This is a genomic window from Bradyrhizobium sp. CCBAU 51745 (assembly GCF_028128715.1).
Taxonomy (GTDB): Bacteria; Pseudomonadota; Alphaproteobacteria; order Rhizobiales; family Xanthobacteraceae; genus Bradyrhizobium; species Bradyrhizobium manausense.
Window position 1 is genome coordinate 86,053 of record NZ_LBJP01000007.1, and the last position, 23,352, is coordinate 109,404.

Consider the following 23,352-nt stretch of genomic DNA (forward strand, 5'->3'; position numbering starts at 1 on the left):
CTCGCGAAGGCGGCCGTTTGCGCGGCCGTCTTTGCACGCGTCCGGCTCACGTCTCGACGAAGGTCACGGTGTCGGCAACGCTCGCGCGCGAGGTGCGGTAGCTGTTGACCTTGTGCGCATGATCCGCATAGCCGAACGAGATACCGCAGACGACGCGACGATCGTCAGGCAGATTGAAGTGGCGGCGGATCAGGCCGGAATGGCGCGCCAGCGCGGCCTGCGGGATGGTGCCGAGCCCGAGCGCCTGCGCCGCGAGCATGAAATTCGACACATAGGCGCCGCAGTCGATGGCCCCGTAGATGCCGAGCGGTTCATGGGTGTGAATGATCGCGACATGGGGGGCGCCGAAAAAGTTGTAATTCTCCAGCGCCTGTTTTGCATAGGCCGCCTTGTCGCCGCGGGCGATCCCGAGCGTGTTGTAGAGCTGAAAGCCGCTCTCGCGGCGGCGCTCGAGATAGACGCCGGCATATTCGCGCGGCGGCGTGAAATCATAGTCGTCGCCAAGGCCGCTCGAGGCTTCCTTGTAGATCGCTTGCCGGAAGCGCTCCTTGGCCTCGCCGCTGGCGATGACCACCTGCCAGGGCTGGCTGTTGCACCAGGACGCGGTGCGCTGCGCCGTCGTCAGCACATGCTCGATGGTGGCGCGGTCGACTTCCCCGGGCAGAAAGGCGCGGACGGAGTAGCGCTCGTTGAGCAGCTCTTCGAGCACGCCGATGCGGTCTTCGCTCGCGTAGCGGGCCTTGGGTACTTTGGCATCCATCAATTTGCTCGCTCCCGTAGGGTGGGCAAAGGCGCATCGCGCCGTGCCCACCGACAGACCTTCCCCGGCACATCAGCATATGGTGGGCACGCTTCGCTTTGCCCACCCTACGATTCCTTGGCCAGATCACCGCCCCTTGGTCGGGATCTTGTTGTAAGGCACATCCTTGTCGACGCGGATGTCGCCCGGCAATCCCAGCACGCGCTCGGCGATGATGTTGCGCAGGATCTCGTCGGTGCCGCCGGCGATGCGCATCGAGGGCGAGGACAGCAGCATCTGCTGGAATTGGCCGTGCACCGTCTCCTCGTCGCTGCCCGTGAGCACGCCGGCCGCGCCCTGCAGGTCCATGGCATAGGTCGCGATGTCCTGGAGCATCATGCCCGAGACAAGCTTGCCGATCGAATTCTCCGGTCCCGGCCGCTCGCCCTTCGACAGCGCCGAGATGGCGCGGTAGCTGGTGTATTTCAGCCCGCTCGACTTCACGGCCCAGCTGGCGAGCTTCGAGCGCACCGCGGGATCGTCGATGGCCAGACCATCCTCCAGCATCAGGTTGGAGCAGAACTCGAACATCTCGGGCACGCCGGTCGCAAGCCGTGCCCCGATCGACATGCGCTCGTTCATCAGCGTGGTCAGCGACACGCTCCAGCCTTCGCCGACGGCGCCGAGCCGCTGGCTGTCTGATATCACCACATCCGTGAAATAGACCTCGTTGAACTCCTGCATGCCGTTGGCCTGCCTGATCGGCCGCACCTCGACACCGGGGCTCTTCATGTCCAGGAAGAACATGGTGAGGCCCTTGTGCTTGGGCACGTTCGGATCGGTGCGCGCGATCAACAGGCCATAGTCGGAATAATGCGCACCCGACGTCCAGATCTTCTGGCCGTTGACGACCCAGACGTCACCCTTCTTCTCCGCGCGGGTGCGCAAGCCCGCGACGTCGGAGCCGGCCGACGGTTCGGAGAACAATTGGCACCAGATCTCCTCGCCCGATGCAAGCTTCGGCAGGTACCGGCGCTTGGCGTCCTCGCTGCCCCAGGCCATCACGGTCGGGCCGCACATGCCCTCGCCGATCTGGAACGGCTGCGTCAGCTTGCCATAGACGCCCTCTTCCTGCTGCCAGATCACGCGCTCGATCGGGCTCGCGCCACGGCCGCCATATTCCTTCGGCCAGTGCAGGCAGGCCCAGCCGCCCTCCGCCTTCTTCTTCTGCCAGGCCTTGCCGACCTCGACCATGTCGTGTCTGGCAAGACTGATGCGGCCGAGCGAGGATTTAGACAGCTCCTGTTCGAACTCCTTTGGCGCATTGGCGGCGATCCATTGGCGCGCCGTCTCGCGGAATGCGGCTTCCTGCGGGGTGTCGTCGAAATTCATGGCGAACCTCTCTATCCTTGCGCGGTGCGTAGGGTGGGCAAAGCGAAGCGTGCCCACCACTTTCCCTCGATGGAATTCGTGGGCACGGCGCGTACCGCGCCTTTGCCCACCCTACGATTCTGCGCTTCGCGCAGTCGCAGGGCTAACCCACCCTACGATTCGAACTCATCTTCCCCTCGTCGGGATCTTGTTGAACGGCACGTCCTTGTCGACCCTGATGTCGCCGGGCAGGCCCAGCACCCGCTCGGCGATGATGTTGCGCATGATCTCGTCGGTGCCGCCTTCGACGCGCGTGCCCGGCGCGCGCAGCAACATCGCCTGGAAACGGCCGGCGAGCTCGGCATCCTCGCCGCTGACCACGCCGCTCGCGCCTTGCAGATCCAGCGCGTAAGTCGCGACGTCCTGGATCATCGAGCCCGCGACCAGCTTGCCGATGGAGTTTTCCGGCCCCGGTCGCTCACCCCGCGACAACGCGGAGATGGCGCGCATGCTGGTGTATTTCAGCCCGCTCGCCTTCACCGCCCAGTTCGCCAGCTTCGAGCGTACCGCGCGATTCTCGATGGCAGGGCCGTCGTCGAGCATCAGGCTGGAGCAATATTCGAACAGCTCCGGGAAACCGGTCGAGACGGCCGCGCCGATCGCGCTGCGCTCGTTCATCAGCGTGGTCAGCGACACGTTCCAGCCGTCGCCGACCTCGCCGAGGCGCTGGTGATCGGGGATGCGGACGTTGGTGAAATAGACCTCGTTGAAATCGGAGGCGCCGCTCGCCTGCTTGATCGGCCGCACCTCGACGCCCGGGCTCTTCATGTCCAGGAAGAACATGGTGAGGCCCTTGTGCTTGGGCACGGTGGGATCGGTGCGGGTGAGCAGAATGCCATAATCGGAATAATGCGCGCCCGAGGTCCAGATCTTCTGGCCGTTGATGATCCAGTCGTCACCGTCCTTTTCGGCGCGCGTGCGCAGGCCCGCGACATCAGAGCCGCCGGCCGGTTCGGAGAACAGCTGGCACCACACTTTCTCCCCGGAGGCGAGCGGCGGCAGATAAGTGCGCTTATGTTCCTCACGCGCGAACGCCATCATGGTCGGCCCGCACATGCCGTGGCCGATGATGAACATGCGGGAGAGCTGGCCGAACGGCCCTTCCTCCTGCTGCCAGATCACGCGCTCGATCGGCGATGAGCCGCGGCCGCCATATTCCTTTGGCCAATGCAGGCAGGCCCAACCCGCGTCGGCCTTCTTCTTCTGCCAAGCCTTTGCGACCTCGAGAATGTCTGCGTTCTTGAGCACGGTGCGGCCGAGCGAGGATTTGCGCAGCTCCTCCTCGTACTGCTTCGGCGCGTTGGCGCCGATCCAGGCGCGGGCGGTGGCGCGAAATTCGGCCTCCTGCGGGGTGTCGTCGAAGTTCATGTCTCTTTCTCTCTTCCGTCATTCCGGGGCGATGCGAAGCATCGAACCCGGAATCCAGAGGTTATCGACCCATCTCGAGATTCCGGGTTCGCGCTTCGCGCGCCCCGGAATGACCACAAGAATTTACGCCGCGTTCTTCCTGCGCATGCGGTCGATCAGCTGGTCTTCCCAATAGGACAGGCTGCCGAGCCCGAGCGCCATCGCGTTGGCGCGGCGGTAGTACATGTGGCAATCGAACTCCCAGGTGAAACCCATGCCGCCGTGAACCTGGATGTTGTTCTTGGCGCAATGCTGAAACGCTTGCGTCGCGCTGATGCGCGCGGCGGCGGCCGCCTCCGGCAATTCAGCCGCGTTGGTCGAGAGTGCCCAGGCGCCGTAATAGCTGTTGGAGCGCGCCAGCGTCGCCGAGACATACATGTCCGCGAGCATATGCTTGATCGCCTGGAACGAGCCGATCTGGCGGCCGAAGGCGATGCGGTCGAGCGCGTAGTCGCGGCCCATCTCGAGCGCACGGTCTGCGCCGCCGACCTGCTCGAACGCACACAGCACGGCGGCGCGGTCAAGCATCCGGGTGAGAATGCTCCACCCCTCCCCAGCCGAACCGAGCGGCTCCGCTTTGCAGTCCTTGAAAGTGATTTCCGCCTGCCCGCGGGTCGGATCGAGATTGGTGAGGCTTTTCACCTCAGCGCCGCCGTCCCTAAGATCGACCAGGAACAGCGAGATATCGCTGTCGCGCCCGCCCGAACCAGTACGCGCGGCCACCACCGCGAAGTCGGCGATCGCGCCGTCCGCGACCGGCTTCTTGACGCCGTTGAGCACGCCGTTCGCGGCCGTCAGCTTGACATTCTTCGGCGCGGGATTGCCCTTGCCCTCGAACAGCGCCAGCGTGCCGATCGCCTCGCCCGACGCGATCGCGGGCAGCCACTTCTTCTTTTGCGCGTCGCTGCCGGCGATCAGCAGCGCTTCGGCGGCAAGATAGACGGTCGAGGAGAACGGCACCGGCGCATTGGCGCGGCCCATCTCCTCCGCGATCACGCAAAGCTCGAGATGGCCGGCGCCGGCGCCGCCGAACTCCTCGGGGATGGCGACGCCGAGAAAGCCCATCTCGGCGAGCCCCTTCCAGAGTTCCTTGTCGTACGGCGCCTTGCCATCGAGCACGACGCGCACGGCTTTGGGCGAGCATTTCTCGGCGAGGAATTTGCGCGCCTGGTCGCGGAGCTGCTTCTGGTCGTCGGAGAAATCGAAGTTCATGGCGGGCTTACCCTCGGTTATTCGTTGTCATTGAGACCGTCATTCCGGGCGCGCCGCTTGGCGCGAGCCCGGAATCCATTCTGCCGCGCGTATTGGGCCCGATGGATTCTTCGCGCCGCGCGCGCCCCGGAATGACGAATTCAGTCGCACTCATCGCAGCACGATCACGTCCTGATCCGGTTTGTCCGCATAAAGCCGCTCCACCAGCGCCGCGCGGCGCTCGAGGCCGGCGCGCTGGTTGATGTAGCCCTTGTCGGTAAGCTCGTTGCCGTCGATCGAAGGCGGCTCGGCCATCAGCATCGCGCGCGCAATGATGCGACTGCTGGCGCCCTCGCATTCCTTGTTATGGGCCTGCAGCCCGCGCTTGAAGCACGCGATCACCGCGGGATGCTTCACCGCATCCTCGAAGCTGAGCTCGGCATTGCCGACGAGCTGCCGGCAGGCATGCAGATTCGGCCAGGCAAGGAGCCCGATGAAGGCGCGATCCTGACCCGCGACCAGCGCGTCATGCACGACAGGCGTCGCGGCCGCGATCGCGTCGGTGCGCAGCGAGCCGACATGCACGAATGTGCCGGTGGTGAGCTTGAAGTCCTCGACAACGCGACCGGCAAAGATGATGCCCTTCACCGGATCGTTGTCGTCGACGAAGATGCCGGCATCGCCGATGCAGTAAAAGCCCTCTTCGTCGAACATCTTGTTCGTCAGATCGGGCTGGCCGAAATAACCTGATGTGACGTTGACGCCACGCAGCCGCAGCTCGTATTTCGAGCCGCATGGCACCATCTTCAATTCGACGCCGGGGAACGGCAGGCCGATCAGGCCGACGCGTTCGGTGTCCCAATAGGTGCCGGTCGAGGTCGGCGAGGTCTCGGTCGAGCCCCAGCCGGTGTAGAACACGATGCGCTCGCCGGTGGTCTTCACCGCGAGCGCCTGCATGCGGTCGTAGAGATCATCAGGCAGCCGCGCGCCGCCATAGGCCATGATCGACAGGTTCTTGAAGAACGAGCGGCACAGCGCGTCGTCCTTCTCCATCGCAGCGGCGAGTGCGGCGTAGCCGGCGGGCACGTTGGCGTAATAGGTCGGCGAGATCTCGCGCAGGTTCCTGATGGTCTCTTCCAGCTGACCCGGCACTGGCCGGCCGTCGTCGATATAGAGCGTACCACCGTCGATCAGCACTGGATGGAAGGCGGCGTTGCCGCCCATCGTGTGATTCCACGGCATCCAGTCGAGCACGACCGGTAGCGGACCGCCAGGCGTGCGCGGCCGCACCTGCATCATCATCGCCGCATTGGCGCACATCATGCGTTGCGTGTTGATGACGGCCTTGGGCATGCCGGTCGAGCCCGACGTGAACAGCAGCTTGCCGATGGTGTCGGGCGTGATCTCGGCGATCGATACCTCAACGTCGCTGGTCACCGGCGTCGCGGCAAGTTCGGCAAAACTGACGCTCTTGACGCCCTCGCAGGGCCGCACCACGTGAACGACCGTGACGCCGGTTAGGTCGATCGCCCTGAGCGCCTTCTCGAAGGTCGGGCCGTCCTGCACCATCACGACAGCCGGCTTGATCAGGTCGAACAAATATTTCAGCTTGACGTGATCGTGGCTCATCAACGAGTAGGCCGGCGACACCGGCGCTGCCGGGACGCGCGCCTGCATCGCGGCTTGCGTCATCAGCGCATGCTCGATCGAATTGCCTGACAGGATCGCGACCGGGCGCCCATCGAGTTCGAGATTCAGCAGTGCCTGCGTCAGCGCATCGACGGTCCGCTTGGCTTCGCCATAAGAGACTTTTCGCCAGTCGCGCTTCGGGCCGCCGCGCTGCGCGAGCCAGATCCGCTCGGGCGCTTCCCTTGCCCATTTTGCCAGCGAGGCCGGAAGATGCTTCTCATAGGCCTGCAACGGAATGCGCGACTTCAGCACCACCGTGCCGTCGGCGCGGCGCTCGACATCGATATCGCGTGCCAGCCACTCGACCTTGCGAAAGGCGGGCCTCGCCATCACCGCTGCCGCGCTTCCACTCATTTTGCGTCTCCCGGAATTACTGTCCTTTACGGATCGTTCTCGTCTCAGCGCTTGATATAGACAGGCTTTCGCTTCTCAAGGAAGGCCCTGATGCCTTCCGAAAATTCCTCGGAGCGGCTGCACAGGACCTGGTTGCGGTCCTCCATCGCGATCGCCGCTTCCAGCGATCCCGCATCGACGCTCATGTTGAGACATTCCTTTGATAGCCGTAGCCCCACGGGTGACGCGGTCATCATCGCATCGATGTAGGGCTCAGCCGCGGCATCAAGCTTGTCCTCGTCGACGACCTCCGAGACAAGTCCCACCGCAAGCGCGCGCTCGGCGCCGATGAAACGTCCGGTCAGAATCAGCTCCGATGCCACGGAGACGCCGACGAGCCGCGGCAGGAAATAGCTGGTGCCGATGTCGCAGCCGCCGAGGCCAAGCTTGATGAAGGCGCAGTTCATCCGCGCGGATCTCGCCGCGATGCGGATGTCGGACGCAAGTGCCAGTGCAAAGCCACCGCCGGCCGCCGCGCCCTGCACCAGCGAGAGGATCGGCTGTGGACAGCGCCGCATCAGCATCACGATATCGGCGATGCGCCGCTGCGAATCCAGCGACTCCGTGACACCAGGCGGCTCGTGCTGCCCGGCGCGCCGCGCCATCGCGGCCTTGAGATCGAGGCCTGCGCAGAAATTCCTGCCGGCGCCCTTCAACACGACCACGCGCGTGTCGCGGTTGCGCTGCAGTCCCTGGAAGTAAACATTGAGCGCATCAATCAGGGCAGGATCGAGCGCATTGAGACTATCAGGACGATTGAGCGTCACCCGGTCGACGCCGTCATCATGCTCGATCAGCAGCGGTTGGGACATGAGGCCTCGTACTTGCCGCGGGTCGCGGCGCCGATTGCTGCGCCCTCTCCCCTTGTGGGAGAGGGCATGTAGATCGCTAGCCGCATACTCGCTTGGGTGAGGGTCTGTCTCCGCGGATGCAAACCCCCCATCCGGCGCTTCGCGCCACCTTCTCCCACAAGGGGAGAAGGAAGAAAGTACCTACCGCGGAGCCATACGGATGGCGCCGTCGAGGCGGATGGTCTCGCCGTTGAGCATCGCGTTCTCGACGATGTGCACGGCGAGCGCGCCGTATTCCTTGGCATCGCCGAGGCGGGAGGGATGCGGCACCTGGGCGCCCAGGCTCTTGCGGGCTTCCTCGTTCAGCCCCATCAGCAGCGGCGTGAAGAACAGGCCGGGCGCAATGGTGTTGACGCGGATCTTCTGGCTGGCGAGGTCGCGCGCGGCAGGCAAAGTCAAACCGACAACCCCGCCCTTCGAGGCCGAATAGGCGATCTGACCGATCTGGCCTTCATAGGCGGCCACCGACGCCGTATTGATGATGACCCCGCGCTCTTCACCGATGGGCTCGATCGTGACGAGACGCTCGGCGAACAGACGCAGGCAGTTGAATGTGCCGATCAGGTTGACGTTGATGATACGCGCGAACTTTTCCAGCGGGTAGACGCCGTCGCGGCCGACGATGCGCTGTGAACCGCCGATGCCGGCGCAGTTCATCAGCACGCGGGCGACACCATGCGCGGCTTCCGCCTTCGCGATCGCCGCCTTGATCTGCTCCTCGCTGGTGACGTCGGCATGAAGCGCGACGCCCTTCACTTCCGCAGCGACCTTCTCGGCGTTCTCCTTGTTCTGGTCGATCACGCCGATCTTGGCGCCCTTGGCCGCCATGGCGCGGGCCGTGGCTTCGCCGAGACCCGAACCACCCCCGGTGATGAGAACGGCTACGTCTTTCAATTCCATCGCAATCTACCTTTCCTTGGGCGTTTCTTCTCTAGACTTGAAAGTTTCGACCGGATTATCCGGCAGCTGCAGCTTCCCCGGCTTGTGTGAGGATGCCGCCGCAGATCAGCGTTTCCATGTGCTTGATGTATTGCCGGCAGACTTCCTCGGTGACCGGGCCGACGCCGGTCGCGCGAGACATCGCGTGCCGGCCGAAGAACAGGTGATCGCAGGCGCCGATCAGGCTGGTGTAGAACAGCACCGGGTCGGTCTGACGAAACTCGCCGCGGCTGACGCCTTCAGCGAGCAGCCGGCGGTGAAAGTCGAGCAATGGCGCGACGAAAAACTTCGACACTTCGTCGGCAGAGCCCGCCTCGCTCTCATGCAGGAGATAGTGAATCAGCCGGTTCATGTAGGGGAACCGGTGATAGGCGCGGATGATGCCGGCGATGTGCAGCTTCAGCTTCGCCGTCGCCGTGATCGGCTGCGCCAGAAGGTATTCGAGGTTGGACATTTCGGTCGCGGCATCGCGCGCGAGCAGCGCCAGCAGCAGGCCGTCCTTGTTGCCGAAATGATATTTGACCAGCGCGGCGTTGGCGCCGGATTTCTGGGCTATGTCGGACAGCGAGATCTCGATCGACGAGCGTTCGATCATCAGCTCGCTCGCGGCCACGAGCAATTTCTCTGCCGTGGAATTCTTACCGCTCGGGAGCCTGTTCGGTACGCTGGTAGCCACGGAGATCCCTGTTTGGCCGCTGGAGGCGGGCCGCAGATAAGCCCAAGCAGCGCCTCCCCACAAGAGTTAATTGATCGATTGACTAAATCATAGCCCACCCCTTAAAACCCCCACAACCCAATTCAGAACAATCCTGGGAGAGACCGAAATGGCCGAGGCATACATCGTCGCCGCTGCGCGGACCGCCGGCGGGCGCAAGGGGGGCCGCCTCGCCGGCTGGCATCCGGCCGATCTGGCCGCGAAGGTGCTGGACGAGCTGGTCGATCGCACCAAGGTTGATCCGGCCCTGGTCGAGGACGTGATCATGGGCTGCGTGATGCAGGTCGGCGAGCAGTCCAACAACGTCGCGCGCAACGCGATCATGGCCTCGAAGCTGCCGGAGAGCGTGCCCGGCACCTCGATCGACCGCCAATGCGGCTCCTCGCAGCAGGCATTGCACTTCGCCGCGCAAGCCGTGATGTCCGGCACGATGGACGTGGTGATCGCGGCCGGCGTGGAATCGATGACGCGCGTGCCGATGGGCCTGTCGTCACAGCTCCCGGCCAAGAACGGCTTTGGCAATTACAAGAGCCCCGGCATCGAGAAGAGATATCCGAACATCGTGTTCAGCCAGTTCACGGGCGCCGAGATGATGGCCGAGAAGTACGGCCTGTCGAAGGATGATCTCGACGAATATTCGTTCCAGAGCCATCAGCGCGCGATCGCAGCGACGCAAGCCGGCCACTTCAAGAAGGAGATTGTGCCGCTTGAGATCGTCAGAGCCGACGGCTCCAAGGATACCCACCACATCGACGAGGGCATCCGCTTCGATGCCACGCTCGAGGGCATCAAGGGCGTCAAGTTGATCGCCGAGAACGGTAAGCTCACCGCAGCCAGCGCCAGCCAGATCTGCGACGGCGCCTCCGGCGTCATGGTGGTGAACGAGCGCGGCCTCAAGCAGCTCGGCGTCAAGCCGCTCGCACGCATCCACCACATGACCATGACCGGCGGCGATCCCGTCATCATGCTCGATGCGCCGCTGCACGCCACCAAGAAGGCGCTGGACAAGGCCGGCATGACGATCGACGACATCGACCTGTTCGAGGTCAACGAGGCCTTCGCCTCGGTGCCGACAGGCTGGCTGAAGACCACCGGCGCTGATCCCGCCCGCCTCAACGTCAACGGCGGCGCCATCGCGCTCGGCCATCCGCTCGGCGGCTCCGGCACCAAGCTGATGACGACGCTGGTTCACGCCCTGCACCAGCGCGGCAAGCGCTATGGTCTGCAGACCATGTGCGAAGGCGGCGGCATGGCGAATGTGACGATTGTGGAGCGGCTGTAGGCCGAGGCGTCGCTACACAAACGGTGTCGTCCCGGACAAGCGCGCCACAAGCGCGCGCCGATCCGGGACCCATAGCCACAGGAGTCCGTGGTTATGCAACGCGGGAGCTACATCTCGTTTCAACAATGGGGGCCTGTGGTTATGGATCCCGGCCTTCGCCGGGATGACACCCTTGGTTTTGCGAGACCAACTTCATGACTCACCCCTCCATCTACGCGCGTATCACGCCAAACAAGATCGCCTACCAGATGGCCGGGACCGGCAAGGCGATTACCTATCGCGAACTCGACGAGCTCTCGAACCAGGGCGCGCAGCTGTTCCGCTCGCTGGGGCTGAAGGCCGGCGATCACATCGCGTTGCTGATGGAAAACCGCCTCGCCTTCATGGAGATCTGCTGGGCGGCGCAACGCAGCGGGCTCTATTACACCGCGATCAGCCGCTATCTGAAGCAGGACGAGATCGACTACATCATCGGCGATTGCGGCGCCAAGGTCGTGATCACCACGCCGAAATGCGCCGAGCAGATCAAGGACCTGATCAAGGGCAAGCCGGGCGAGCCCATCTTCTACATGGTCGACGAACCGCTGCCCGGCTTCCGCTCCTACGACAAGGAAGCTTCAGAGCAGCCGATCACGCCGATCGCGGACGAGGTCGCCGGTTACGACATGCTGTATTCATCGGGTACGACGGGTCGACCCAAGGGGATCAAGAAAGCCTTCGAGGGTAACAAGATCGACGTGCCGAACGCGTTCCTGCGGGTGCTCTGCGCCGACATGTGCGGCATGAACGCCGAGAGCACCTATCTGTCGCCGGCGCCGCTCTATCATGCAGCTCCGCTGCGCTTCAACATGATGGCGATCGTGCTCGGCGGCACCTCGATCATCATGGAACATTTCGACGCCGAGGACTTTTTGAAGCTCGTCGAGAAATACAAGGTCACGCAATCGCAGCTGGTGCCGACCATGTTCGTGCGCATGCTGAAGCTGCCGGATGAGGTCCGCACCAAGTACAATGTCTCGACCTTGAAGGGCGCGATCCACGCCGCCGCACCCTGCCCGGTCGACGTCAAAGCAAAAATGATCGAGTGGTGGGGGCCGATCCTGATCGAGTATTACGCGGGCTCGGAAGGCAACGGCGTCACCGTCTGCAATTCGCAGCAATGGCTGGAGCATCGCGGCAGCGTCGGCCGCGCCGTGGTCGGCAAGATCAAGATCCTGGACGAGAACGACGAGGAGCAACCGGTCGGCGAGATCGGTACGGTCTATTTCGCCGATGCGCCTGTTTTCACCTATCACAATGATCCAGAGAAGACGAGGAAGGCCTACAACGCCAAGGGCTGGTCGACGCTCGGCGATGTCGGTTATCTCGACAAGGACGGCTTCCTCTATCTCACCGATCGCAAGTCCTACATGATCATCTCGGGCGGGGTGAACATCTACCCGCAGGAGACCGAGGATGTGCTGATCACCCATCCCGAGGTTGCCGACGTCGCCGTGTTCGGCGTACCGAACGAGGAGATGGGCGAAGAGGTCAAGGCCGTGGTGCAGCCGCACGACATGAAGCGCGCCGGCAAGGCGCTCGAGGCGGAGCTGATCGCCTATTGCAAGACGCGTCTCTCCGCCATCAAGTGCCCGCGCTCGATCGATTTCGAAGCTGAACTGCCGCGCACGCCGACGGGCAAGCTGGTGAAACGGCATCTACGCGACCGGTATTGGCCGAAGACGGTGGCGAAGATTTAGCGCGGGGTCTTTTTGGGTGGGCAAAGGCGCAAAGCGCCGTGCCCACCATCTCTCCCGATTATGACCGACAGGTAGGCACGCTTCGCTTGGCGCACCCTACGATTCCAGCGCAAGGAGCCTCAATCAAACAGGCTCGGCGTGTGGTTCACAAGGGCACCTTCGATCTCGAGCATCTTCAGCTTCGTCACCACGCCGCCATTTGCCGAGAAGCCGCCGGGCTTGTTGCCGGCCGCGAGCACGCGATGGCAGGGCACGACGATCGGGCACGGATTGCGGCCGAGCGCCTGGCCGACGTCGCGCGACAGCTGCACGCCGCCCAATTGCTTGGCGATGTCGCCATAGGTGATGGTCTTGCCGGGCGGGATGGCGCGGGCGATCTCGTAGACGCCGCGGTTGAACTCGGGCACGCCGTCGAGATCGAGCTCGATATCGGTGAGGTCGTCGTGCTCGCCCGCGAGCAGTTTTGTCATGCGGTCGATGGCGTGCTGCACCTCAGGTGTCGGCTCGGCTTCGGTGGCGTCGGCATGACGCTGGCTGATGCGGGTGCGGATCTTCTGCTCGCCGCCCATCGGCAGCTGCGTGCCGTTGATGCCGCGCGGGCCCCAGGCGATGGCGCAGAGGCCGATCCTGGTGTCGAACAGGGCAAAATGCTGGTCGGTCATGACTTGGTTCCTGAGCTTGCGTCCTTCTCGCATGCCCCCATTGTGTTCTCGGCCTAAATCTAAGCTTGGAAATAGTTGCGATCCACCCGGTTTCCGGGAATCTTGCACAGGAGTTCCGCCCCTCTTTCGCGAGCCCCCAATGCAAAGCCTGCACGTCAACGGTTACGACATGCCCTATCTGGACGTGGGCGAAGACAAGGGCAAGCCGCCGCTGGTCTGCGTGCATGGCTCGCTCTCCGACTTCCGCGTCTGGGGCTGCGTGCTCGGCCCGCTGACGCAGCGGCATCGGATGATCGTCCCCAGCCTGAGGCACTTCTTCCCGGCAAAGTGGGATGGCGTCGGCGACACCTATTCGATTGCCCAGCATGTCAGTGATGTCGTCGCCTTCATCGAGAAGCTGGACCTCGGTCCGGTCGATCTAATGGGCCATTCCCGCGGCGGCCACATCTGCTTCCGCGTCGCGCAGCAGCGACCCGATCTGCTGCGGCGGCTGGTGCTGGCCGAGCCTGGCGGCGAGCTCGATGCAAGCCTCGATCCAGACTATGCCGGCGGGCCTTCGCCGCTGCTGGCGCGCTTCACGGCCTCGGCCGAGAAGATCGCGGCCGGCGATGTCGATGGCGGGCTTGCGGTGTTCGTCGACACGCTGGAAGGGCCCGGCACCTGGCCGCGATTGCCGGCGATGGTGAAGCAGAATCTGCGTGACAATGCGTATACGCTGATCGGCCAGGTCCGCGACAACCGGCCTCCATTCTCGAAGGCGGATGCTGAATCCATCAAAATGCCGACGCTGTTCATCCTGGGCGCGCGGACCAAGGGCCTGCTGCCGAAGGTGCTGCACGCGCTCGCGGCACACGTGCCCTATTCGAAGACGGCGATCGTCCCGAACGCGACGCATCCGATGTTCGAGCAGGCACCGCAGAAATATTCCGAAGTGGTCCTGGACTTCCTGGCGAGCTAATCATGCAGAGCTTTCGCGTCAACGGTTACGACATGGCCTATCTCGAAGTTGGCGAGGGCCCCCCGCTGGTCTGCGTGCACGGCACGCTCGGGGATTTCCGCACCTGGTATTCGGTGCTCGGCCCGCTGTCGAAAAATCATCGTGTGATCGCAGTCAGCCTGCGGCATTTCTTTCCTGAACATTGGGATGCCGTCGGTGACGACTACAAGATGGCGCAGCACGTCTCTGACGTGATGGCCTTCATCGAGCAGGTCAAGCCGGGCCCGGTCGACCTGATGGGCCATTCGCGCGGCGGGCACATCGCGTTTCGCCTCGCACAGGCGCGGCCTGATCTGTTGCGCAAACTGGTACTGGCCGAGCCGGGCGGCGATCTCGACGCCAGCCTGCCGCTGCCGGAAGGCACGCGGGCGTATCCACCGCTCGCGGCCAAGACGACACGTTCGGTCGAGATGATCCGCGCCGGCGACATCGAAGGCGCGCTGCAAAACTTCTATGAGGGTATCGAAGGCGACGGCTCGTGGCGGCGCGTACCGGCGGCGGCAAAGCAGCAATTGCGCGACAACACGCTGACCTTCCTCGGCCAGATCAACGAGCAGCGCCGGCCCTACACGCGCAGCGATGCGCAGGCGATCAGGACGCCGACGCTGTTGATCGGCGGCGGCGCAACGATGGGAAGTCTGTCGGTGATATGGCGCGTGCTGGCGGAGCACATCGCGGGCGCCAAGACGGCGGTGATCCCGAATGCCGGACACTGGATGTTCGAGCAGGCACCGCTGGAGTTCTGCGAAGTGGTGGATCGGTTTTTGGCGGAGTAGCGTCCGGCTCTGTCCCACAACTTCGAAAACAACCCCATGCACAGTAGGCCGCATCAATAAAATCAAAGGCTTACGCAGCCAAAACCGCCAATCATTGACGGCCTTCCCTCCGGCGATATCGTTGAATACGGAATTCCGTATTAGATGCGGCCGAACGCGCCGCGCTCGCGCATGCGCAGACGGCGGGACGGATGACTGAGGAGAGATTGAGGGCGACGGACGAGGTGGCGGCGTAGCGGCAAGCGCGCCGTCATTCCGGGCGCGCGATAGCGCGACCCGGAATCTCGAGGTTCCGGGTTCGATGCTGCGCATCGCCCCGGAACGACGAACAAAAACAAAATCGACAAAACAGGAGGAGACCCATGAAACTGTCCCAGGAGCAATTGGAGTTCTTCCACCGCGAGGGCTGGCTGTTTCTGCCCGAACTGTTCAGCCAGGAAGAGGTCGATCTCCTGGCGCGCGAGGCGGTCGGCATTTACGACGCCAACCGGCCCGAGGTCTGGCGCGAAAAGAGCGGCGCGCCACGCACGGCGTTTGCCGCGCATCTCTACAACGAGGCGTTCCGCATCCTGGCTCAGCATCCGCGCATGATCGAGCCGGTCGAGCAGGTGTTCGGCGAGCCTGTCTACATGCACCAGTTCAAGATCAACGCGAAATCGGCCTTCACCGGCGACGTCTGGCAGTGGCACCAGGATTACGGCACCTGGAAGCGCGACGACGGCATGCCGGAGCCGCGCGCGATGAACATTGCGATCTTCCTCGACGAGGTGATGCCGATCAACGGCCCCTTGATGCTGGTGCCACGCAGCCAGAATGCCGGCGATCTCGAGGCTTCGCACGACCTCGCCACGACGTCGTACCCGCTGTGGACGCTGGACGAGGACACGGTGACGCGCCTCGTCAAGCAGGGCGGCATTGCCGCGCCCACCGGCAAGCCCGGCGGCATGCTGATGTTCCACGGCAATCTGGTGCACGGCTCGAGCGGCAACATCACGCCCTACCCGCGCAAGATCGTGTACCTGACCCTGAACGCGGTCTCGAACTACATCCGTAACCCGACGCGACCCGAGTATATCGCCCATCGCGATTTCACGCCGATCAAGACGGTGGATGATGATGCGCTGCTGCGGCTGGCGCGGGCACCGCGGCAGGCGGCGGAGTAATCTGTCATTCCGGGGCGATGCGCAGCATCGAGCCCGGAATCCATTTATCCGCCGCCTCTGCGGCCCGATGGATTCCGGGCTCGCGCTTCGCGCGACCCGGAATGACGAGCTTTGGTTGTTTTACGCAGGACATCCCCCATGAACCTCTTCCGCCTCCTGCAAGCCCGCGCGTCCGCCGGCAAACCTGTCCGTGTCGCGCTGATCGGCGCCGGCAAATTCGGCTCGATGTTTCTGGCGCAGGTGCCGCACACGCCGGGACTGGAGGTGCCTGTTATCGTCGACATCGACCGCGAGCGCGCGCGCGAGGCGTGCCGCACTGTCGGCTGGAGCGCCGAGCGGATCGCCGCAACCGTTTTCACCGATGACGGCGCGCGTGCGATTGCCGGCGGCGCGATGGAGGTGGTGGTGGAGGCGACCGGCAATCCGGCCGTCGGCATCCGCCATGCGCGGGCCGCGATCGCGGCGGGCAAGCATATCGTGATGGTGAATGTCGAGGCCGACGTGCTCGCCGGCCCGCTGCTTGCCGAGGAGGCGCGCAAGGCGGGCGTGGTCTACTCGCTCGCCTATGGTGACCAGCCGGCGCTGACGGCGGAGATGGTCGACTGGGCCCGCGCCACGGGTTTTCGCGTCGTCGCCGCCGGCAAGGGCACGAAATATCTGCCCGCCTATCACGACGTGACACCTGACGGCGTCTGGCAGCATTATGGTCTCACCGCCGGCGAAGCCCAGTCGGCCGGCATGAACCCGCAGATGTTCAACTCCTTCCTCGACGGCACCAAATCGGCGATCGAGATGGCCGCGATTGCCAACGCCTGCGCCCTCGACGTGCCCTCGGAGGGACTTCTGTTTCCGCCCTGCGGCGTCGACGATTTGCCGCACATCATGCGGCCGCGGTCGCGCGGCGGCGTGCTGGAACGGTCGGGCGTCGTCGAAGTCGTCTCGTCGCTGGAGCGCGACGGCCGGCCGGTGTTTCGCGATCTGCGCTGGGGCGTCTATGTCGTGCTGGAGGCGCCGAATGATTACGCCGCCGACTGTTTCAAGCAATATGGCCTGAAGACCGATGCCAGCGGACGCTTTGCGGCGATGTACAAGCCCTATCATCTGATCGGGCTCGAGCTGAACATCTCGGTGCTGGCGGCGGCGCTGCGGGACGAGCCGACCGGGCAGCCTTTCGGCTTCCGCGGCGATGTCGCCTCCGTGGCCAAGCGCAATTTGCGCGCCGGCGAAATGCTCGACGGCGAAGGCGGGTACACCGTGTGGGGCAGACTGGTGCCGGCGGCCGCGAGCCTCGAGGCAGGCGCCCTGCCCATTGGCCTCGCCCATCGTCTCAAGCTGAAGCACGACGTCGCCCATGGCGAGATCGTGCGCTGGAGCGACGTCGAGTTCGATGCCAATAGCGAGGCGGTCAAGACACGGAAGGCGATGGAGGCGACGTTCGCGACATAGCCAGGAGTCGTCGGGAGGATGCGGATCCGCTGGCGCTCGGCTGAAGCTCACAAACGGGTTCTCCCGAGCGATCCGACCAGCCGGATCGTTGGTTGCGCGGGAACCTCTCATGCGGTTGGGAATTAACCCCGTTCCGCCTTCTGAGTTCTCGTGGAATGAAAACAACCGCCGCCGCGGATCCCCAAAGCCTTGAGTTGCTGATCAACGGGATCATCGACTACGCCATCTTCATGCTGGATACCGACGGCCGTGTCAGGACCTGGAACAAGGGCGCTGAACGCCTCAAGGGCTATGCCGCCCATGAGATCATAGGGAAGCCTTTTTCGACCTTTTACACGCCTGAAGATCGGCAGAAGGGTTTACCCACCAAGGCGCTGGCAACTGCCGCGGAGACGGGACGCTTTGCCACTGAAGGCTGGCGCGTCAGAAAAGATGGCAGCCGCTTCTGGGCGCTCGTCGTTCTTGACGCCATCCGTGACGAGGAAGGCGGTCTGATCGGGTTCGCGAAGGTGACGAGAGACATCACCGAGCGGCAGCAGGCCCATAACGACTTGCTGGAAAGCGAACGACGATATCGCCGGCTCGTTGAAGCCGTCGTCGACTACGCGATTTTTCAACTCGATCCCTCCGGACATGTCGCGACCTGGAATCCCGGAGCCGAGCGCATCAAGGGTTACCGGCCGGAGGAGATCATCGGCCGGCATTTCAGCGCGTTCTACACGCCCGAGGATCTTGAAAAGGAGGTGCCGAAACTGGCGCTGAGGGAGGCCGCGGAAAATGGGCGGTTCGAAGCCGAGGGCTGGCGCCTGCGCAAGGACGGCACGCGCTTCTGGGCCTCGGTCGTCATCGACAGGATTACCGACGAGAGCGGCACGATCATCGGCTTTGCGAAAGTCACGCGTGATCTCACCGAGCGGAAGCAATCCCAGGAGGAGCTTCACCGGGTCCAGGAGCAACTCGTTGCATCCCAGAAGCTAGAGGCGGTCGGACAGCTCAGCGGAGGCATCGCGCACGACTTCAACAATCTTCTGATGATCGTGCTGGGAAACCTCGAGAATGCAGAGCGCAACAGCCGCAATGTCGGAACACCGAATCTCCATCGCGCGCTGGCAAACGCGAAGCGTGGCGCTCAACGGGCGGCGGCGCTGACGTCTCGGTTGCTCGCCTTCTCGCGCCGTCAGGCGCTCGACCCCAAGCCGATCAACCTGAACGGCTTCCTGAGTGGCCTGCAGGAGTTCCTTCAGCGCACTTTGGGTGAACGCATCGAAGTGCAGACGGTGGGCGGCGCCGGCCTTTGGCAGATCGAAGCGGATGTGAACCATCTGGAATCGTCGATCGTCAACCTTGCGATCAATGCCCGTGATGCGATGCCTGACGGCGGGAAGCTGACCATCGAGGCGGCCAATGTCTCCGCCGACGAAGACTATTCGCGTGCCAACCCGGAGCTCGCAGCCGGCCAATATGTCGTCATCAGCGTGAGTGATACCGGCTCCGGCATGACGCCGGAGGTCCTGAATCATGCATTCGAGCCGTTTTTTACCACCAAGGAGCCTGGGCAGGGGACCGGCCTTGGACTGAGCCAGGTTTATGGTTTCGTCAAACAATCCGGCGGACATGTGAAGATCTACAGCGAGGTCGGGGAAGGCACGAGCATCAAGATGTATTTCCCGCGTTACGCGGGCAGTGCACAGCCCAGTTCCGAGCCTGCGGACGAGTTCGTAGCGGAAGGCATCGCTGTAGAGACCATTCTCGTCGTCGAAGACGATACCGATCTCAGGACCTACGTTTCGGACGTCCTGCGGGATCTCAATTATCGGGTTTTGTCTGCCGGCAGCGCGCAGGCCGCTTTGACCATTTTGTTGCAGGAAGATCAGCAGGTCGATCTGCTTCTGACCGATGTCGTCATGCCCGGCACCAACGGTCGCGATCTGGGACGGCGCGCGCAGCAGATCAGGCCCAAACTCAAGATTCTCTACATGACAGGTTACTCGCGCAACGCCGTCGTTCACCAGGGGAGGCTCGACGAGGGCGTGGAACTGCTGGAAAAGCCCGTCACTCAGGCAAGGCTGGCGCTGAAGATTCGCGAGCTTTTGGATCGAAGGTGAAACGGCGGCAAAGCCTGATGGAATGAGCTCGATCAGTGCACCGACGAAGGTGCATTCCCAGCACAAGGGCAGGGCTATCGCACGTGGTTGCACGATGCGGCGGCATCGGCACTGGGCTCCCTCTCCCGCAAGCTTGCGGGAGAGGCGGAGCAAGCCCGCAGACAGTCGCCATTTGTGTCTGGCAGAGCGCTGGCAGAGCGGCAAGCTCAACGAGCTTGGCTGGCCCTTGGCATCAGGTCTATGAGGCCCAGATCCACGAGCGTGCGATGGAAACGGCGTTTCCGTTCGGAGCTTGAGGCGAAGTAGGCTTCCCGGCAATCATCCATCAAGCTCGCACGGGTGGCGAAGACCGGATCAAGCGCAAGGCCCGCCCGTTGCAACGCGACAGTACCAAGGAAGGCGATATCGAGGTCTACGCCTGGTCCGGGGCTGAAGTGAGGGATATTGAGGGCTTCTATCGCGTAGAAGGTACGAAAAGGGCTGCGCCCATCTCCCGGCCGCTTCAGCTGTCGATCGATCTGTTTCGTCAGCACGGGTTGATGATCGCCGTAATGCACGATGAGAACAGGCCGGTCAGGGAAGCTGCTGGCCAGCCTGGCTCTGGCGGTTTGCCAGGCTGACGCGGTCTCTGCCAGTCGCGTGTAGTACTCGGCATATCCGGCATTGGGGAGGCTGGCCATGGCAAAGGCGCGTTCCCTCTCGAAATGGCCTGAGGGCACAAGCTGCCTGCTGTGCGGACCGTGATTGAAGTTGGTCAGCGCATAAAGAAATCTCGGCGTCGGGTCGTGAGCGACCCTCTTGGCATACGCAGCGATGACCGCATCCAGAAACACCGCGTCGGAATTTGTTGCCTCGAAACGCCTGAGATCGAATGGCGGGGGAAGTTCATCGACGAAGATGCGGTCGTCGATGCCGATCGAACTGTAGAATTTATCGTAGCTGAGAAATCCGCGGCGACAGCTGGATATCAATGTCGAGTGGTAGCCGAGCGAGGCCAACGAACGCGGCAGGCTGCTATGAAAGCGGCCGGCGCCCTTCTTGAAGAGATAGTAGGCGCTTGAACCGAAGCTGGCACTTGAGAGGCCGGTCAGCAGGCTGAATTCGGATTGCCACGACCCTCCGCCGAAGATGTCGACGTTCAGGCCGCCAAATTCCGCATCTGGCGGGGACAGGAAGGCTTCGACTGTTGGATCGACCGGAAGGCCGAAAATGCGCGGGTCGAAGACGGACTCGTGCTGGATGACGATAATGTCGGGAGAACAGGCGGAGCGCGCCGGCATGGCCTCCCGCAAGGGCAGTGGTTCGCTAGCGATATCGCTCAGCGCCAGCGCACCGAACTGCCGCCAGCAAGCAGGGTCGACCAGCGAGGCCATGAAGGTTGAGTAGAAGCACCGCCCTTGCGTCAGAGTGAGCCGCAAAGACGTAACACCCTTTGACGCGGAAGCCTTGGCAAAGCCGATGAGCGCAAGCAGGAGCAAGAGAACGCGAGGCGTGACGGGAATGGGAGAACCCGCGCCGTAGAGCAGAACCGCGCTTGAGGCGAACGCGAACAGCGCGCCTGCTGCCAGAACTCCCAGCATCATGCGTGGGTATTGCAGGACAAAAAACGGGACCGTGCCCGCAAACGCCAGGGGCAGATCGGAAACGGTCAGCTTGAGCGCGCTGTGGTCGAATTTGACTGAGGATATGCCTGATATCGCCACGGCCAGCAGGCCGGACAGCAGGATCGCTCGCTCGACGTCGGCAACAAAAGCCAGCAGCAGGGCTGCATTGAAGAGAAGAGCTGCGACCGCAAACGGCAGATGTTCAACGCTCCGTTCGGTCAGCGCAACGGCGGCAATGACTGCTCCCAGAATGAAAATCAAAATCATGGATTGAGGATGCCCCGAGCTCTTGAATTTTGCAATTTGGGAGCTCGGATTCATCCGGGCATCATCTGGCGTTCTTCAAGGCAGCCGCCTCTCTTCCCTGGCCCTGGCAGTGAACACCCGCAAAACCACGGAAGCGGCGTTCGCAGCGCAGCATTGACGGGCGCCGGCAAAACGGGGGATCGCCGGGGCGACCAAAGTGCGCTTGATTTGCAGGTTTGCTTTGGTCATCCTGACCACGATCCGGAATTCTGAATTTCGGACACACGTCGGCCGCCGGCGAAGAGCAAAGCGACGACAAGATCGCGATCCCTCGTCGAGCTCTCGACACCACAGAGAGGGGACACGCATGGAACGTCGTAAATTCCTGACGGCAGGCGGATTGGGCCTGGCCGCGAGTGTGGTCGCTGCGCCGGCGATCGCGCAATCGATGCCGGAGGTGCGATGGCGGCTCGCCGCGAGCTGGCCGAAGGCACTCGATACGCTTTATGGCGGCTGCGAATATTTCTGCAAGCGCGTCGCCGAGATCACCGACAACCGCTTCCAGATCCAGCCCTTCGCGGCCGGTGAGATCGTCCCGGGCCTGCAGGTGCTCGACGCGGTCTCGAACGGCACGGTCGAGATCGGCAACACCGCGCTGTACTATTACTGGGGCAAGAACCCCGCCTTCACCTTCGGCACGGCGCTGCCGTTCGGGCTGAACACGCGCCAGCACATTTCCTGGCTGCAATGGGGCGGCGGCCAGGACCTGGTCAACGATCTGCTCAAGGAGCACAACATCATCGGCATCCCGACCGGATCGACCGGCGCCCAGATGGGCGGCTGGTTCCGGAAGGAGATCAAGTCGATGGCGGACCTGCAAGGACTGAAATTCCGGGTCGGCGGCTTTGCCGGCACCATCATCGCCAAGGTCGGCGGCGTGCCGCAGCAGATTGCCGGCGGCGACATCTATCCGGCGCTGGAGAAGGGCACGATCGACGCCGCCGAATGGGTCGGCCCCTATGACGACGAGAAGCTCGGCTTCGTGAAGGTCGCCAAGTTCTACTATTATCCCGGCTGGTGGGAGGGCACCGGTCAGGGCCACAACATCATGAATCTCGACAAGTGGAACGCGCTGCCGAAGCATTATCGGGCCGCGGTCGAGAGCGCCTCGCGCGACACCTTCACCTGGGTGACCGGCAAGTACGATGCCGTCAATCCGCCCGCGCTCAAGCGGCTGCTGGTGGCCGGCGCGATCCTGAAGCCGTTCCCGCAGGATGTGCTGGAGGGATGCTACAGCGCGGCCGGCGAGATCTACGCCGATCTCGCCAAGAGCAATCCGCATTTCGGCAAGATGTATGCGAGCCTGTCGGCCTATCGCAACGAATCGCTGGCCTGGATGCAGGTGGCAGAGCTGAGCTTCGACAGTTTCATGATGCGGATGCGGACGAGAACATAGTTGCCGGCGCGCTGCGAGCGATCAAACGACGAAAGCCCCGGAGATGTCTCCGGGGCTTTTTGTCTTTGCGGCGGCGGTGTCATCGCCCGGCTCGACCGGGCGATCAGAGGGCTGCGGTGGGTGTGCGCGCACTAGACGCACCACAATCCTCAATTCTGATCGTCGCCCAGTTTCGTAGGGTGGGCAAAGCGAAGCGTGCCCACGGCTTTTTTTCGGAACGAAAGAGATCGTGGGCACGGCGCTGTCGCGCCTTTGCCCACCCTACGGCACTGACGGCGTCGTCGCCCGGCTTTCGCGGGCGATCCAGGAGTCCAGAGGGCTGCGTTGGAGAGCTCGCTCTCACCACGTCCGCCACGGCGTACTGGAGCCGGGGCATGACAGCGATGGTTGTGGCAACACACCACAATCCTCAATTCTGATCGTCGCCCAGTTTCGCAGGGTGGGCAAAGCGAAGCGTGCCCACGGCTTTTTTTCGGAACGAAAGAGATCGTGGGCACGGCGCTGTCGCGCCTTTGCCCACC

Annotated in this window: 18 protein-coding genes; 8 read left to right on the forward strand and 10 right to left on the reverse strand. The window is 63.4% G+C overall.

Annotation, left to right across the window (positions count from 1 at the left end):
* Nucleotides 1-46: 46 nt before the first annotated feature.
* The 8 genes from XH98_RS07705 to XH98_RS07740 form a co-directional block, all read right to left on the reverse strand.
* Complete coding sequence (locus tag XH98_RS07705) at nt 47-760, reverse strand: nitroreductase (protein ID WP_271618273.1); 714 nt, start codon at nt 758-760, stop codon at nt 47-49.
* A gap of 126 nt (nt 761-886) precedes the next feature.
* On the reverse strand, nt 887-2,131 hold the full coding sequence (locus XH98_RS07710) for an acyl-CoA dehydrogenase (RefSeq protein WP_271618274.1): 1,245 nt from the start codon (nt 2,129-2,131) through the stop codon (nt 887-889).
* 165 nt (nt 2,132-2,296) lie between these two features.
* Nucleotides 2,297-3,538, reverse strand: a complete 1,242-nt coding sequence (locus XH98_RS07715) for an acyl-CoA dehydrogenase (RefSeq protein WP_271598982.1) — start codon at nt 3,536-3,538, stop codon at nt 2,297-2,299.
* Nucleotides 3,539-3,661: 123 nt separating this feature from the next.
* A complete protein-coding gene (locus tag XH98_RS07720; RefSeq protein WP_271618275.1) occupies nt 3,662-4,789 on the reverse strand; it encodes an acyl-CoA dehydrogenase family protein in 1,128 nt (375 codons plus the stop codon).
* Nucleotides 4,790-4,939: 150 nt separating this feature from the next.
* Nucleotides 4,940-6,811: an AMP-binding protein gene (locus tag XH98_RS07725; protein ID WP_271618276.1), complete on the reverse strand. Its 1,872-nt coding sequence runs from the start codon at nt 6,809-6,811 to the stop codon at nt 4,940-4,942.
* A gap of 44 nt (nt 6,812-6,855) precedes the next feature.
* Entirely contained in the window at nt 6,856-7,662 is an 807-nt protein-coding gene (locus XH98_RS07730; protein WP_271598985.1) for an enoyl-CoA hydratase/isomerase family protein, read from the reverse strand.
* Between the two features lie 180 nt (nt 7,663-7,842).
* On the reverse strand, nt 7,843-8,601 hold the full coding sequence (locus XH98_RS07735; RefSeq protein WP_220002309.1) for an SDR family NAD(P)-dependent oxidoreductase: 759 nt from the start codon (nt 8,599-8,601) through the stop codon (nt 7,843-7,845).
* A 55-nt stretch (nt 8,602-8,656) separates the two neighbouring features.
* Nucleotides 8,657-9,235: a TetR family transcriptional regulator gene (locus XH98_RS07740; protein ID WP_245316859.1), complete on the reverse strand. Its 579-nt coding sequence runs from the start codon at nt 9,233-9,235 to the stop codon at nt 8,657-8,659.
* Nucleotides 9,236-9,464: 229 nt separating this feature from the next.
* Here XH98_RS07740 and XH98_RS07745 point away from each other — a divergent pair, with 229 nt between their 5' ends.
* Together XH98_RS07745 and XH98_RS07750 are read left to right on the forward strand one after the other, a co-directional pair.
* A complete protein-coding gene (locus tag XH98_RS07745) occupies nt 9,465-10,637 on the forward strand; it encodes an acetyl-CoA C-acetyltransferase (RefSeq protein WP_057746782.1) in 1,173 nt (390 codons plus the stop codon).
* A gap of 194 nt (nt 10,638-10,831) precedes the next feature.
* The gene (locus XH98_RS07750; protein WP_271618277.1) at nt 10,832-12,376 is read left to right on the forward strand and encodes an acyl-CoA synthetase; all 1,545 of its coding nucleotides are present in this window, start codon (nt 10,832-10,834) and stop codon (nt 12,374-12,376) included.
* A gap of 119 nt (nt 12,377-12,495) precedes the next feature.
* On the opposite strand, the gene XH98_RS07755 is transcribed toward XH98_RS07750, so the two are convergent.
* Nucleotides 12,496-13,038 (reverse strand): methylated-DNA--[protein]-cysteine S-methyltransferase, encoded by a 543-nt coding sequence (locus XH98_RS07755; protein ID WP_271598989.1) that lies wholly within the window; start codon nt 13,036-13,038, stop codon nt 12,496-12,498.
* A 139-nt stretch (nt 13,039-13,177) separates the two neighbouring features.
* On the opposite strand from XH98_RS07755, the gene XH98_RS07760 reads away from it, so the two are divergent.
* The 5 genes from XH98_RS07760 (at nt 13,178) to XH98_RS07780 (ending at nt 19,525) form a co-directional block, all read left to right on the forward strand.
* Nucleotides 13,178-13,996: an alpha/beta fold hydrolase gene (locus XH98_RS07760; protein ID WP_271618278.1), complete on the forward strand. Its 819-nt coding sequence runs from the start codon at nt 13,178-13,180 to the stop codon at nt 13,994-13,996.
* Nucleotides 13,997-13,998: 2 nt separating this feature from the next.
* Nucleotides 13,999-14,811: an alpha/beta fold hydrolase gene (locus tag XH98_RS07765; protein WP_271618279.1), complete on the forward strand. Its 813-nt coding sequence runs from the start codon at nt 13,999-14,001 to the stop codon at nt 14,809-14,811.
* A 362-nt stretch (nt 14,812-15,173) separates the two neighbouring features.
* Complete coding sequence (locus XH98_RS07770; RefSeq protein ID WP_271618280.1) at nt 15,174-15,974, forward strand: phytanoyl-CoA dioxygenase family protein; 801 nt, start codon at nt 15,174-15,176, stop codon at nt 15,972-15,974.
* A 138-nt stretch (nt 15,975-16,112) separates the two neighbouring features.
* Nucleotides 16,113-17,420: an NAD(P)H-dependent oxidoreductase gene (locus tag XH98_RS07775; protein WP_271618281.1), complete on the forward strand. Its 1,308-nt coding sequence runs from the start codon at nt 16,113-16,115 to the stop codon at nt 17,418-17,420.
* A gap of 155 nt (nt 17,421-17,575) precedes the next feature.
* Nucleotides 17,576-19,525 carry a hybrid sensor histidine kinase/response regulator gene (locus XH98_RS07780; RefSeq protein WP_271618282.1) on the forward strand — a complete coding sequence of 650 codons (1,950 nt, stop codon included), beginning with the start codon at nt 17,576-17,578 and terminating at the stop codon, nt 19,523-19,525.
* Between the two features lie 206 nt (nt 19,526-19,731).
* Here XH98_RS07780 and XH98_RS07785 read toward each other — a convergent pair whose 3' ends face one another.
* Nucleotides 19,732-21,450 carry a sulfatase-like hydrolase/transferase gene (locus XH98_RS07785; protein ID WP_271618283.1) on the reverse strand — a complete coding sequence of 573 codons (1,719 nt, stop codon included), beginning with the start codon at nt 21,448-21,450 and terminating at the stop codon, nt 19,732-19,734.
* A 292-nt stretch (nt 21,451-21,742) separates the two neighbouring features.
* On the opposite strand from XH98_RS07785, the gene XH98_RS07790 reads away from it, so the two are divergent.
* Nucleotides 21,743-22,831, forward strand: a complete 1,089-nt coding sequence (locus tag XH98_RS07790; RefSeq protein WP_271598996.1) for a TRAP transporter substrate-binding protein — start codon at nt 21,743-21,745, stop codon at nt 22,829-22,831.
* The last annotated feature ends 521 nt before the right edge of the window (nt 22,832-23,352 follow it).

Coding starts and splice junctions, on each gene's coding strand:
- XH98_RS07705 (WP_271618273.1), bottom strand. CDS start 760: ATGGATGCCAAAGTACCCAAGGCCCGCTACGCGAGCGAAGACCGCATC.
- XH98_RS07710 (WP_271618274.1), bottom strand. CDS start 2,131: ATGAATTTCGACGACACCCCGCAGGAAGCCGCATTCCGCGAGACGGCG.
- XH98_RS07715 (WP_271598982.1), bottom strand. CDS start 3,538: ATGAACTTCGACGACACCCCGCAGGAGGCCGAATTTCGCGCCACCGCC.
- XH98_RS07720 (WP_271618275.1), bottom strand. CDS start 4,789: ATGAACTTCGATTTCTCCGACGACCAGAAGCAGCTCCGCGACCAGGCG.
- XH98_RS07725 (WP_271618276.1), bottom strand. CDS start 6,811: ATGAGTGGAAGCGCGGCAGCGGTGATGGCGAGGCCCGCCTTTCGCAAG.
- XH98_RS07730 (WP_271598985.1), bottom strand. CDS start 7,662: ATGTCCCAACCGCTGCTGATCGAGCATGATGACGGCGTCGACCGGGTG.
- XH98_RS07735 (WP_220002309.1), bottom strand. CDS start 8,601: ATGGAATTGAAAGACGTAGCCGTTCTCATCACCGGGGGTGGTTCGGGT.
- XH98_RS07740 (WP_245316859.1), bottom strand. CDS start 9,235: ATGATCGAACGCTCGTCGATCGAGATCTCGCTGTCCGACATAGCCCAG.
- XH98_RS07745 (WP_057746782.1), top strand. CDS start 9,465: ATGGCCGAGGCATACATCGTCGCCGCTGCGCGGACCGCCGGCGGGCGC.
- XH98_RS07750 (WP_271618277.1), top strand. CDS start 10,832: ATGACTCACCCCTCCATCTACGCGCGTATCACGCCAAACAAGATCGCC.
- XH98_RS07755 (WP_271598989.1), bottom strand. CDS start 13,038: ATGACCGACCAGCATTTTGCCCTGTTCGACACCAGGATCGGCCTCTGC.
- XH98_RS07760 (WP_271618278.1), top strand. CDS start 13,178: ATGCAAAGCCTGCACGTCAACGGTTACGACATGCCCTATCTGGACGTG.
- XH98_RS07765 (WP_271618279.1), top strand. CDS start 13,999: ATGCAGAGCTTTCGCGTCAACGGTTACGACATGGCCTATCTCGAAGTT.
- XH98_RS07770 (WP_271618280.1), top strand. CDS start 15,174: ATGAAACTGTCCCAGGAGCAATTGGAGTTCTTCCACCGCGAGGGCTGG.
- XH98_RS07775 (WP_271618281.1), top strand. CDS start 16,113: ATGAACCTCTTCCGCCTCCTGCAAGCCCGCGCGTCCGCCGGCAAACCT.
- XH98_RS07780 (WP_271618282.1), top strand. CDS start 17,576: ATGAAAACAACCGCCGCCGCGGATCCCCAAAGCCTTGAGTTGCTGATC.
- XH98_RS07785 (WP_271618283.1), bottom strand. CDS start 21,450: ATGAATCCGAGCTCCCAAATTGCAAAATTCAAGAGCTCGGGGCATCCT.
- XH98_RS07790 (WP_271598996.1), top strand. CDS start 21,743: ATGGAACGTCGTAAATTCCTGACGGCAGGCGGATTGGGCCTGGCCGCG.